This window comes from Desulfoplanes sp. PS50 (assembly GCF_053851535.1).
Window position 1 is genome coordinate 1 of record NZ_JBSPZA010000017.1, and the last position, 12879, is coordinate 12879.

At 56.2% G+C, this 12879-nt stretch carries 11 protein-coding genes; 4 read left to right on the forward strand and 7 right to left on the reverse strand.

Annotation, left to right across the window (positions count from 1 at the left end; genetic code table 11):
* Positions 1 to 141: 141 nt before the first annotated feature.
* A complete protein-coding gene (locus tag ACTVJH_RS08815; RefSeq protein WP_455989500.1) occupies positions 142 to 1986 on the forward strand; it encodes a type I restriction enzyme subunit R domain-containing protein in 1845 nt (614 codons plus the stop codon).
* 77 nt (positions 1987 to 2063) lie between these two features.
* The gene (locus ACTVJH_RS08820) at positions 2064 to 2981 is read left to right on the forward strand and encodes a restriction endonuclease (RefSeq protein WP_455989502.1); all 918 of its coding nucleotides are present in this window, start codon (positions 2064 to 2066) and stop codon (positions 2979 to 2981) included.
* Between the two features lie 283 nt (positions 2982 to 3264).
* Here ACTVJH_RS08820 and ACTVJH_RS08825 read toward each other — a convergent pair whose 3' ends face one another.
* The 3 genes from ACTVJH_RS08825 to ACTVJH_RS08835 form a co-directional block, all read right to left on the reverse strand.
* Positions 3265 to 4101: a nitroreductase family protein gene (locus ACTVJH_RS08825; RefSeq protein ID WP_455989504.1), complete on the reverse strand. Its 837-nt coding sequence runs from the start codon at positions 4099 to 4101 to the stop codon at positions 3265 to 3267.
* 102 nt (positions 4102 to 4203) lie between these two features.
* On the reverse strand, positions 4204 to 4704 hold the full coding sequence (locus ACTVJH_RS08830; RefSeq protein WP_455989506.1) for an FKBP-type peptidyl-prolyl cis-trans isomerase: 501 nt from the start codon (positions 4702 to 4704) through the stop codon (positions 4204 to 4206).
* A gap of 670 nt (positions 4705 to 5374) precedes the next feature.
* On the reverse strand, positions 5375 to 6661 hold the full coding sequence (locus ACTVJH_RS08835; protein WP_455989508.1) for a 4Fe-4S dicluster domain-containing protein: 1287 nt from the start codon (positions 6659 to 6661) through the stop codon (positions 5375 to 5377).
* 110 nt (positions 6662 to 6771) lie between these two features.
* Between ACTVJH_RS08835 and ACTVJH_RS08840 the strand changes: the two genes are divergently transcribed.
* Positions 6772 to 7293: a hypothetical protein gene (locus ACTVJH_RS08840; protein ID WP_455989510.1), complete on the forward strand. Its 522-nt coding sequence runs from the start codon at positions 6772 to 6774 to the stop codon at positions 7291 to 7293.
* Between the two features lie 107 nt (positions 7294 to 7400).
* On the opposite strand, the gene ACTVJH_RS08845 is transcribed toward ACTVJH_RS08840, so the two are convergent.
* Both ACTVJH_RS08845 and ACTVJH_RS08850 read right to left on the reverse strand, forming a co-directional pair.
* Positions 7401 to 7682, reverse strand: a complete 282-nt coding sequence (locus ACTVJH_RS08845) for a peptidylprolyl isomerase (RefSeq protein WP_455989512.1) — start codon at positions 7680 to 7682, stop codon at positions 7401 to 7403.
* Positions 7683 to 7686: 4 nt separating this feature from the next.
* Positions 7687 to 9231, reverse strand: a complete 1545-nt coding sequence (locus ACTVJH_RS08850; RefSeq protein WP_455989514.1) for a DEAD/DEAH box helicase — start codon at positions 9229 to 9231, stop codon at positions 7687 to 7689.
* 85 nt (positions 9232 to 9316) lie between these two features.
* Between ACTVJH_RS08850 and ACTVJH_RS08855 the strand changes: the two genes are divergently transcribed.
* The gene (locus ACTVJH_RS08855) at positions 9317 to 10225 is read left to right on the forward strand and encodes a DMT family transporter (RefSeq protein ID WP_455989516.1); all 909 of its coding nucleotides are present in this window, start codon (positions 9317 to 9319) and stop codon (positions 10223 to 10225) included.
* 24 nt (positions 10226 to 10249) lie between these two features.
* Here ACTVJH_RS08855 and gpmI read toward each other — a convergent pair whose 3' ends face one another.
* Positions 10250 to 11800: a 2,3-bisphosphoglycerate-independent phosphoglycerate mutase gene (gene gpmI / locus ACTVJH_RS08860; protein WP_455989518.1), complete on the reverse strand. Its 1551-nt coding sequence runs from the start codon at positions 11798 to 11800 to the stop codon at positions 10250 to 10252.
* Positions 11793 to 12170, reverse strand: a complete 378-nt coding sequence (rsfS, locus tag ACTVJH_RS08865; protein ID WP_455989520.1) for a ribosome silencing factor — start codon at positions 12168 to 12170, stop codon at positions 11793 to 11795. Before rsfS ends, gpmI begins: the two co-directional genes overlap by 8 nt.
* Positions 12171 to 12879 lie beyond the last annotated feature (709 nt).

Genomic DNA, 12879 nt, shown 5'->3' on the forward strand with positions numbered 1-12879 from the left:
CTCATTCAAGCAGCAAAAGCTAAAGCCCGTGGATACCGTTCAACTCGTAATCTCATCACCATGATTTACCTCCTCGGGGGCAAGCTCGAATTTCCCCCTACCCACACGAAATAGCGAGGAGCCAAAATCATCATCACCACGGTGCAGAAGTTCCCGTTCATCCTCGATGAGATCGGCGACAAACACCGCCAGAGCAAGTTCGCCATCATCATCGACGAGGCCCATTCCAGCCAGGGCGGCAAGACCACTGCCGCCATGAATCGTGTACTGGAAGAGACCACACCCTACGGCGGCTCTGATGACGAGGGGGAAGAGACGGTCGAGGACAAGATCAATAAGATTATGGAAGGTCGGAAGATGGTGACCAACGCCAGCTACTTTGCCTTCACCGCGACTCCCAAAAACAAGACCCTGGAGATCTTCGGCGAGCCGGACCCGCAGCCGGACGGCACTGTGAAGCACCACCCGTTCCACAGCTACACCATGAAACAGGCCATCCAGGAGGGCTTCATCCTCGATGTGCTGAAGAACTACACCCCGGTGGAGAGTTATTATCGCCTGGCCAAGACCGTGGAGGACGACCCGCTCTTCGACGCCAACAAGGCCCAGAAAAAGCTGCGCCGCTATGTGGAGTCCCATGAGCACGCCATCCGCGAGAAGGCGGAGATCATGGTGGACCACTTCCACGCCCAGGTGATCGGCCACCGCAAGATCGGCGGCCATGCCCGGGCCATGGTCATCACCAACGGTATCAAGCGGGCCATTCAGTATTTCCACGCCTTCAGGGACTACCTCAAGGAGCGCAAAAGCCCTTACGCACCCATCGTAGCCTTTTCCGGGGAGCACGAGTATGGCGGGAAGAAGGTCACCGAAGCGACGCTGAACGGCTTCCCCAGCAGCCAGATCCCGGACAAGGTGCAACAGGACCCGTACCGCTTCCTGATCGTCGCCGACAAGTTCCAGACCGGCTACGACGAACCGCTGCTGCACACCATGTACGTGGACAAGGCGCTCTCCGGCATCAAGGCGGTGCAGCCCCTCTCGCGACTCAATCGCGCCCATCCGCAGAAACACGACACCTTTGTGCTCGATTTCTACAACGACTCGGAGACCATCCAGAAGTCGTTCGAACCCTATTACCGCACCACCATCCTCAGTGACGAGACCGACCCCAACAAGCTGCACGACCTGAAGTCGGATCTGGACGGCTACCAGGTCTATTCGCAGGCGCAAATCGACGATCTGGTGGGGCTCTACCTAAACGGTGCGGACCGCGACAAGCTCGATCCGATTCTGGACGCCTGCGTGGGCACCTATAACGCCGATCTCGATGAGGGCGGCCAGGTGGACTTCAAAGGCAAGGCAAAGGCCTTCGTGCGTACCTACGGTTTTCTGGCCTCAATCCTGCCTTACTCGAATGCCGACTGGGAAAAGCTGTCGATCTTTCTGAATTTCCTGATCCCGAAACTCCCCGCACCCAAGGAAGAGGATCTCTCCCGGGGCATTCTGGAGGCCATCGACATGGACAGCTACCGTGTCGAGGTGAAAACCAGCCTGAAGATCGGCCTTGCCGATCAGGATGCCGAAGTCGGCCCCGTGCCGACCAGCGGCGGCGGCCGAAAACCGGAACCGGAGCTGGACCAACTGAGCAACATCATCAAGGCGTTCAACGACCAGTTCGGCAACATCGATTGGAAGGACGGCGACAAGATCCGCACGGTCATCGCCGAGGAGATCCCGGCCAAGGTCGCTGCGGACGCGGCCTACCAGAACGCCATGAAGAACAACGATAAGAAAACCGCCCGAATCGAACACGACGCCGCGCTGCAACGCGTCATGATCGATCTCTTGTCCGACCACACCGAGCTGTTCAAACAGTTCAGCGACAACCCGTCGTTCAAGAAATGGCTGGGCGACACCATCTTCGGGGTGACCTATCAGCAACAGGCCGAACAATCCGCAACGGAAACAAATCATGGACGTTAAAACAACCGCCATTCAGATTTTGCAGCAGATCACTACGTTCGAAAGATTAGACCCATAGACAAAAACAGGAGCTCACCTTGGCCGTACCTGATTTTCAATCATTGATGTTGCCATTGCTCAAGCTCTCCGCTGGTGGCGAAGAATACACCATGCAAGAGGCTCGTGAAGGGCTGGCAAAAGTACTGAAACTTTCCGAGGAAGACCTTCAGGAACGACTGCCAAGTGGTCGACAAACCACGTTTGCAAACCGTGTGGCATGGGCAAAAGTGTATCTCACACAGGCCCGAGTCTTGGAATCACCAAAACGAGGGGTATTTCATATTACCGAGCGTGGGCGAAAAATTCTTGCTGAATCCCCTGCTCAAATCGACATCAAGTATTTGGCGCGGTTTGCAGAATTTCAGGAATTCCGGCAGGCAAGCAGCAAGAACAAAACCGAGAAGGTTACCCATACCAACGATAATGAAGCATCGCCAACGACCCCTGAAGAAACTCTCGAACAAGCCTATCAGCAATTGAGAGACGAGGTCGCAAACGAGTTACTTCATTTAATCAAGGGTAATACACCGGAGTTTTTCGAGAAATTGGTCGTTAACCTCATTGTTGCCATGGGATACGGAGGCTCAGTAAAGGAAGCTGGCAAGGCCACGAGAAAAACAGCAGATGAAGGCATCGACGGGGTTATCAAAGAAGATCGCCTGGGTCTGGATGCAATCTATTTGCAGGCCAAACGATGGGAGGCCGTTGTAGGCAGGCCAGAGATTCAAAAATTCGTAGGTGCGCTTCACGGACAACGGGCCAAGAAAGGCGTGTTCATTACAACCAGCCATTTCTCAAAAGAAGCACTGGACTATGTGCAGAAAATCGATCCAAAGGTTGTTTTGATTGACGGCTCCGATCTGGTTCAGCTCATGATTGATCACGGGGTCGGCGTAAGTTCTGCGGCAGTGTACGAAGTTAAAAAGGTGGACACGGATTTCTTCATTGAAGATTGATACGCTCGAAAGCTAAGAATCTGCCATTCCATATCAAGAGGCTCCTCGCTGCCATTGGCTACCCGTCATAGGGTCTTACAGACATCTCAAGCATATCTACCTGACATCTAAAGTTTTTTGTCGATTTTTAGCTACGTACCCCTGAAACTCGATTCTAATAAGAGGCCGTGGCAGTGCGGCATGGGGGTATACCGTACCCGCCAGCGAATCGCTTTTAACGCAGAAACGCCCCGGATCAATGTGATCCGGGGCGTTTCTGCGTTAAAATATGTCTGGCTGATTCTCAAAAGGCTTCAACCAGATTCACTTTGGCAGGGCCTCGCTGCACGGTGCGGTGGTAGCGTACTGCGGGCCGTCCGAAGGCCATGCAGTAGCCGATGGTATGGGCCTTGGGCACACCGAGGCGACCGGCCAGGTCGGGGAAGAATTCGGTCAGCGCCCAGGTGAGCATGCCGTCCCATACCGTACCAATGCCCATTGTCTGGGCCATGAGCTCGAAATTGGTCAGGGCGATGACGCAGTCCACCTGGGGAACCGCGACCTTGCCCGGGGCGCTGGCAATGAGGATATGCGGGGCACCACGCAGGATGACGTCATTACCATGCTCGGTGTACGCCGTATGGGCCATGCGCAGGTATTTGTGGGCCAGGGTGTCTGCTTCCGGGTCCAGCTTGGGGAGCATCTCTCCCAGTCGGGCATAGATCTCCCGGCCCAGGGATTCGGTGATCTCCCGGGTCATGGTCACGGTAAAGAGTACGCCCTGGGAATTGGTTCCGGTAGGGGCATGCCAGGCTGTTTCAACAAGCCTGTTGATGGTCGCCCGATCCAGGGACTTTTGTGCGTATTGGCGTACGGAACGGCGGCCCTTGATGAGCGTTTCCATGGAATGCACCGGGGGCAGCTCATGCTCCAGGGGAAGACTTGCGTCGGGATCGACCCCGAGAATGGAAATGGCGCCCGTGGGGCAGACGGCCAGACAATGCTGGCAGCGGATGCACCGCTTGGCGTCGGAGATCTTTGGCAATTCCCCCTTTTCCATGACAATACATCGGGCCGGGCAATCCTTAACGCACTGGCCGCATGCAATGCACCGGTCCTGGTTGACTCGAAAATTCAGCATGATCCTTTCCTGCACATGTTATGGGTCCAAAAACCCTCCAGCGCCTTGTACACGGCAAGATGCTGGAGGGTTATATACATTACCGGCGAGAACCTACCGATCTCACCCGCAACCGCCGCCGCAGCTCGAGCAGCTGCCGCCGGCACAGGATGGGGCTTCCTGAGAGGCAGATTCCTTGTTAATACCGACTACTTCGATATCAAAGGTCAGGGATTTGCCTGCCAGGGGGTGGTTGAGATCCAGGGTGACCTTTTCCTCGTCCACATGGGTGATAATGGCCGGCATCTGCTGGCCTTCGGAGGTGGACACGCCAATGGTCTGTCCCACCTGCGGATCCATGTCATCGGGGATCTGCTCGGTCGGGAAATCCATGATCCTTTCGGCCATGTGATCGCCATAGGCCTCGTCCGGGGAGAGGGTGAAGGTCTTTTTCTCGCCCAATTCCATATCCATGAGGGCGGCCTCAAAGCCCGGGATCATCTGTCCCGCGCCCATGGGGATCTCAAGGGGTGCTTTTCCTTCGCTGGTATCGAATACCTGCCCGTCTTCGAGCTTTCCTGTGTAGGCTACCTGAACGAACAGACCGTTTTCTACCTTTTGCATACGTTTCCTTCCTGACTGCTTGCGATGATCCGAACCTATCGACCCGCTGCTGGGAAAGAGGGCAGTTCGGGAACACCGTGTTCATAAATGCGGGTTCCCTATCCCCAATTTTTCGGCACACCTGCCGTCCAAAAGAGATAACAAACCAAAAACTCCGCCACCAAAGGGGTCTGCGAAGCGCCGAATACAAAACCTACGAACGATTCACCAAGTGTCAACCGGATCGCGTAAAAAAGATTTTCCCGGGTCCTGAAAAAAAATTGCCAACCTGCAAACCGATCCTCTCAACCTGCCGACATCAGACGTTCGGCCTCAGACCTCGTTCCTTTCCCATTTTGTCGAGTCCTGAAACAAAGTTGTCATTTTGGAGCTGAATTTTCGCCCCTTGTCGTCATCCCGGCGAAAGCCGGGATCTCAAACGACATGAAGCCTGCCCCGGTCGCCAACCTATCGACCACATCCACCAAGATCCCGGATCAAGTCCGGGATGACGGATCTAGTCCGGGGTTTTTCCCCGTCTCCCGCCTCCATTTCTCCCTCCTCCCTGTCTCCCGCCTTTTCTGCGCCCTGCGCACTTTTTTTCCCGTCTCCGTTCCTCCCGTCTCCCGTCTCCCTATCTTCCGCCTTCCCTGCGCACTGCGCCCTGCGTACTGCGCACTTTTGTCCCTCATCATCCTTTGTAAACATTCGTGATCACATACTCCAAATACCTGGACTTGACCTGCTTGAGGGCCAGGGTCTGTTTGATCCCGGGCAATTTGAGCACCACGCCCAGAACCGCGGCCAGGGCCCGGTGGCTCCAGAGGACCTGATTGTCAAAAATCAGGTTCTGCAACTGGCCCCGTTCAATGGCCATGACCACGCACCGGTGGGTGGAATTAAGGGGCGTGATGACCCGTTCTTCCCTCGGCTGCATGGTTATGGCCCCTTCCGGACAATTCCTGGCGCAGACGCCGCAGCCCAGACAGATGTCGGCGTGCACGTGGGCCTTCTTGCGTTTGGGCTCAGAGGAATCATTGGCAGAAACCAGGCCCATGGCCTCCACCGGACAGGCGTTTACGCATTTCCCGCAGGTGGTGCATCGGTCGTAATCGATTTCAGGCAGAAAATTGGTCGTGTGGATGGGATGAAGCAGACCGAACCGTTTGGCCGCCAGCATGGCCTCGCAGCAACATCCGCAGCAATTGCAGATGAAGTTGACCCCCTGCCTGCAGTTTTCCCCGAATTGGACCAGGTTGTGCTCATAGGCCTGATTGAGCAGATCGAGGCCCTCGGAGACATCCACGGACCGGGCGAATCCGTGTTTGATAAGGGATCCCGCCGAGGCATTGAAGGTCATGCAGATATCCTGGGGGGCATCACAGGCCCGGCCCATGTGCTCCATTTTGGACCGGCAATAACAGGTCGAGACCCCCATCTGCGGTGATGTTTTGATGACCTCCGAAGCCCGTTCGTAATCAAGAACCCGGCTGTCCCCCTCTTTGGCCAGCACGGACTCGTTCACAAAGACCCGGCCAAGCTGGGTCTCTCCCTTGACAAAGAGATTCTTGATGAAATCCTCTTCCTCATTGCAGTACTGATAAAACAATTGCGCAAGCAGATGCTGATCGATATCCCCCCGGGTGCGCATCATGGAGAATTCGAAAAATCCGGCCATGGGCGGAGGAAGCACATACACGGATCGGCCATCCTCTTCCTCGATATCCACCAAAAGGGCCCGCCCGGAAAGCTCGTCCAGAATCCTCTGGGTTGCATCCAGGGGTTTGTCCCAGACCCGGGCCGCCGTATGGACGTCAAAAGGTTTGATAGGCAATTTGGCCACCAATTCGGCCTCTTTTTCAGAAAACAGGATGTTCAGAATTTTGTATAACACAGGTGAAGGAGGCGCCCCCTGGGGAAAGCGATTGATACGGTCCACAAGGCTATCGAACCCAGGGCGTATTACTTGATATGTCATCAGACAATCCTCCTTTTGTATGACAAATTTTTCATAAAATACGTTGACTTATATATTTTTTTTACTATGTTTTCAAGCGTAACTGCCAACCTTTTTCCAGAAACAACCTCATGACCACCATTTGCATCAACAGTCCGTTACACATTTCTGTCCCACGTGTCGAAGGATCCTGGCTGCAGGCCGATGCGAACGGCTTGAATCTGAACCTCAATTTTCCCGGAACCACCCTGGAAGAGATGCATGCCTTCACCCAGGGAGTCACGTCCATGGGATTGTTCGCTGCCGATACCTTCCCGCCGATCCCCTTTCTGATTCTCTCCTTCAACGACCAAACCTTTGGACCCGTTGAGGGAAGTTTCGATGCCCGATCCCAGTATGGGGAATATCTCGATCATTTCATGAACCTGCCCCTGCCCATCCGCATGGGCATCTTTCTCTCCGACATGGGGAAAATCAGGGGGATCTCCCATGTAACCCTTCCCCGCAAGGTCACCCTGGCCCTCAAAGAGATGATCCGACGGCAGATGGAAACCGAGTACACAGCCGAGGACTTCGCACTGGCCAGACTCAGGGTGCAGACAGCCTACACCACCAGAGAACTCCTCGAGACGGCCTACTATGTGGACGAATGACCGATCTTTCCATCCAGACGCACAAGGGCCGGACCACCCTTCCTCTCGGAGGGTGGTCCGGCCCTTGTGAATCTCTGGCACATGCCTGGATCTTGATCCGTTCGTGCCTAGTCTGTTCGTTCGGTCACCTCGATGAGGTGAAATCCGAATTGCGTCTGCACGGGGCCGTGAACCACGCCCACTTCCTCGGCAAAGACGACATTCTCGAATTCCGGGACCATTTCCCCCCGGCCGAATTCTCCCAGATCACCGCCCCTTCGGCCTGAAGGGCACGAGGAATGGGCTGCCGCCACTTCGGCAAAATCCTGTCCGTTCAAAATATCCTGCTTCAACGCTTCACAGCGTTCACGTGTGGGCACAAGTATGTGCCGGGCCCTTGCTCGGGTCATGGAATTACTCCTTGTTGTTGGTAGATGAATGCCGGTTCTGTCTGCCCTGGTTCTTACCGGTCCTGGGACCGCCTTTGCCCCTGGGCGGACGTTTTCTCTTGCCCTGTGGTTTGGACCGATTGCGGGGTGTTGGACCCGGGGCCTCTTTGCCCTGCTGCTGATCCCCGGCAGGTATTTCCACGGGTTTGGTCACGGTGCTCTGATAGAATTCATCCAGGAGCATGGCCATGAGGGGACGCATCTCCTCATCCTCGCCAAGCATTTTGGCCAGAGGCAGAAACCGTTCCATGCGCTCCTTTTCGAGCAGATCCATGGTCCGCATCCTGGCCTCGAGCAGGGCAATGGCCCGTTCGGACATAAGCTCCTGAACATCCCCGTCACCGGGCAGCTCCCGCTCCTGGATGGGCACACGGAACTGGTTGGCGATGGATTTCATCTTGAGTTCTTCGATCACATCGACAAGAATGATCGCCTGACCGCTGGCTCCGGCCCGCCCGGTCCGGCCGGCTCTGTGGATATAGACCTCGGGATCTTCGGGCGGTTCATACTGGATGACATGGGAGAGTTCAGGAATATCGATCCCCCGGGCCGCCACATCCGTGGCCACCAGAAAACGGAGATCACCCGTACGGACCCGGCCCAGAACCCGGTCCCGGGCACCCTGGGAAAGGTCGGAGCTGAGCTCGTCCGCATCATAACCGAATCGCTTCAGGACAACGGCGACGTAATGCACATTCGCCTTGGTGTTGCAGAAGATGATCGCCGAGGTTGGATTCTCCATCTCCAGAATGCGGATAAGGGCCCGATCGCGCTTCATGCCCGGCACCTTGTAATAGACGTGCTCCACTTCGGTGACGTGCATGTGGTCGCTGCTCAGACTGAGCACCTGGGGATTGTTCAGAAATTCTCCGGCCAGCCGTTTGACATGCGGGGGGTAGGTAGCGGAAAAAAGCGCGGTAACGATTTTTTTCCCGGGGAGATACCCCTGCACGGCTTTCATGTCCGGATAAAAACCCATGGAGAGCATCCGGTCGGCCTCGTCCAGGACCAGAAAGGAAATATTGTCCAGATTCAGGGTTCCCTTGAGCAGATGATCCAGAACCCTCCCCGGGGTACCGACCACAAAATGCGCTCCGTCGCGCAGATCCGTGAGCTGGGCAGTGTACGAGGCCCCGCCGTATAAAACTGCGGTCCTGACATTACCGCCCGTGTTGATGGCCTGGGCCTCGGCAATGACCTGCCGCGCGAGCTCCCTGGTCGGGACAAGGATCAGGGCCTGACATACGGGCCGCTGCGCATCGATCTTCTCGAACAGAGGCAGCACGTAGGCGCCTGTCTTGCCGGTTCCGGTCCGGGACTGGACCATGACATCCCGCCCTGTAGTCAGATAAGGAATAGTCCGCGACTGGACCGGGGTCAGTGATGTCCAGCCCATGCTGGCGCAGGCCTCCTGCAAAAATTCCGGAAGCCCGCTCAATGCGGTTTCCAGAATTTCTGTCTTCTCGGAATCGTTCATGTCTGGTTCGCTGGTCGTTGAATCGTGTTCCACGTTGTTCTTCCTCGTATAATGCTGACATCCCCGGATAATCTCCGAGGTATGGTTGGGTTCTCATTTCTCTTATGAATGGATGATCATGTCCCTTTCCCGCCAATCCAAGGCCTATGCGTTCGGCCTGACTTCGGTTCTCATCTGGTCCACCGTGGCCTCGGCCTTCAAGCTCACCCTGCGGCACATGGATCATGTCCAGCTTCTGGCCTATGCCACCATGGCCTCCACATGCGTGCTGTTTTTCATCCTTGTCTTCCAGAAAAAGCTTGGCCTGCTGCGTTCCCTCGGCCCACGTGACATCCTGACATCCATGGGCATGGGATTGCTCAATCCGCTGCTCTACTACCTGATCCTCTTCAAGGCCTATACCCTGCTCCCTGCCCAGGAGGCCCAGGCCCTCAACTATACATGGGCCATCACCATGACCATCCTGTCCATCCCGCTTCTGGGCCAGCGGGTGGGCAGACGCCAGTTTGCGGCCATCATGATCAGCTATCTCGGAGTGCTGGTCATCGCCACCCACGGCCATGTTTTGAGCCTTGAATTCTCCGATCCCCTGGGTACGGGGCTGGCACTGGGAAGCACACTCATCTGGGCCTTCTACTGGATCCTGAACACCCGGGACAAACTCGATCCCTGCGTACGTCTGTTTGTGAATTTCTGTTTCGGAACCATCTATATCAGTATCTATACACCATTGGTATCGAGCTTTTCCTTCAGCTCTTGGGCCGGACTTGCGGGTGCTGTCTATGTCGGCGTCTTTGAGATGGGGGTCACCTTCGTCTTCTGGCTCATGGCCCTCAAGTATGCCACGAGCGCCGGCAGGATCAGCCATCTCATCTATCTTTCCCCGATCGTTTCCCTGGGACTGATCAACATGCTGGTCGGTGAGCCCATTCTTGGCTCCACCGTGGTCGGGCTCATCCTGATCCTTGGAGGTGTGGCGCTGCAGGGGAAGATGGCTGCGGGACAAGAGGTACAGGATGCCGGCTAGGTGACAGCGGACGACCGGCTCCCTTTATCCGGCGTTCTTTTGCAGAAGCGACGTGCCGGTCATCTCTTCGGGCTGAGCCAGGCCCATCATCTCCAAAAGGGTCGGGGCCACATCGCACAGGGCACCCTGGGGGCGCAGACACATCTCCCCTGTCTTTCGACCCACCAGAAGGCAGGGAACCGGGTTGAGACTGTGGGAGGTCTTGGCCCCGCCCGACTCGTCGAGCATCTCCTCGGCATTGCCGTGATCCGCCGTAACCAACCCCCTGCCCCCGACCTCTTCCAGGGCCTGCATGACCTGGCCCACACATCCGTCCACGGCCTCGCAGGCCGTGATAACCGCGGGGATGACTCCGGTATGGCCCACCATGTCCAGATTGGCGAAATTACAGATAATCAGCCGGTGTTCACGGTTGCGAAGCGTCTCGCAGAGAATTCGTGCCACCTCATGCACGCTCATCTCGGGCTTGAGATCGTAGGTGGCCACCTCACGGGGTGAGGGCACCAGATGCCGATCCTCCCCGTCAAAGGGTTCTTCGCGGCCACCATTGAAAAAATAGGTCACATGGGCGTACTTTTCGGTTTCCGCGATCCGAAACTGCCTGGCACCCGCCTCTGCAACCACCTCACCCAGAATCTGGCGCATTCGGACAGGGGGGAAAGCCACCGGCAGGCCGAAATGCTTGTCGTACTGGGTCATGGTGACCATGGAACAGAGTCGGGGAAATTTTTTGCGCTCGAACGCCGTAAACTCCGGATCATACAGAGCCCGGGTCATCTGCCGGGCCCGATCTGCCCGGAAATTGAAGAAAAAGACCGCGTCCCCGTCTTCGATGCATCCCACAGGACAGCCATTGTCCATGATCACTCGAGGCTTGACGAATTCGTCATTTTCCCCCTGGGCATAGGACGCCTCAATGGCCTCGAGGGGGTCGGAACAGGCAATGCCCTTTCCCAGGGTCAGGGCGTCATAGGCCAGTTCAATACGTTCCCACCGCTTGTCCCGGTCCATGGCGTAAAAACGCCCGCTGACCGTGGCGATCCGTCCCACGCCGATGGTGTCCATGCCCGCCTGCAGTCGCTGAACGTAGTCAAACCCGCTTGCAGGAGGCGTATCCCGACCATCCAAAAAGGCATGAACAACAACGTCCGTAAGCCCTTTTTCCTTGCAGACCGCCAAAAGGGCCAGAAGGTGGGCCTGGTCGCTGTGTACTCCGCCATCGGAGATCAGCCCCATGAAATGCAGACGGCCTCCCTGTGCCCGGGTCGTGTCGATCAGATCCCCGACAACCTCGTTGGTCCGCAGGGATCCGTCCTCGACAGCCATGTTGATGCGCATGATATCCTGGTACACGATCCGCCCGGCCCCGAGATTGAGGTGGCCGACCTCGGAATTGCCCATCTGCCCGGGGGGCAGACCCACAGCCGGCCCCATGCACTGCAGGGTCGTACCTGGGCAGGAGGCCATGAGCCGGTCCAGGTTCGGGGTATGGGCCTGGGAAATGGCATTCCCCGGACCGGGTGCGGCCTTGCCCCACCCGTCCAGAATCAACAAGAGCACCGGATGCTCAACCATCTTTTGCCTCCTCTGTTGTGACAATCCGGGGAACATCCGTGAACAATCCTTCTATATTGTAGAGCTCCCTGACCTCTTTCTGGAAGATATGGACCACCACATCGTTGAAATCCACCAGAATCCATTGCCCTGATTCCAGGCCTTCGACTCCCATGGCAGGGGTGCCGTGCTTCTTGCCCTGTTCCAGAAGAAGCGACCCAAGCGATTTGGCCTGCCGGGCACTGGAGGCCGTGGCAATGATCATCCCCTCGGTCACCGAGGAATAGCCCCGAACGTCCAGGGCAACGATATCCCTGGCCTTTTTGTCTTTAAGCCATGCGCTTATCTGCGCCAATCGTTTGTGTATATATGCTTTGTTTTCTTCAGACATGTTCTCTCCTTGCGTGAAGGCCTTTTCGACCCCACATGAAATCATCATGGAAACGGCCTCTGGATGCGGTTTTCCCCGTTCAGATCGATGCCGTCAACCCACTGTTCATACGGGAAAGTTACCAACAGAGCAAATCATTCTCCCGCCAGGCACCCGTACTCCGCCCGACATTTTCCCCAGCCCCCAAACGACAAGGCACTTGTGTTCATATCCAGCCGTCACCCCAGGACACATGTGTTTACATGCACCTACCGGAACTATGATGGCCGGCTTGCTCCCCTCAGGACGGTTTGACTGTCTGAGCGAGCCAGGCATCGTTCATCAAGCCGTTGCCTGACATCGTGCCCGTACGGCTTGTTTTCATGGAGCAACCCCTTGATGGTACGAGGCCGGCGAGGGAGTTTCAAACCGTCCTAAGGGGACAAGCCGGCCATGAGAACACATCAGCCCTGGCCGTGACCCAAAAAATCCTTGACACCACAAACGGTCTTTGCCAGAGAACTACTCATCATGAGCCAGAATTGCACCGCTTTTTCCTTTTTTTATTTGTATTTTTTTACCTTTGCGAACAAAAGGGAATCCGTGGTGTCGGCCTAGGCACATACCAGTTTCACATCAAGTAACCAAGCCGCGGACAGCACGATCTGACCGCGGCTTTTTTTATCCGTAGCATCAATTATTTGGACGGCATATGCCAGCCGCCCTTCAT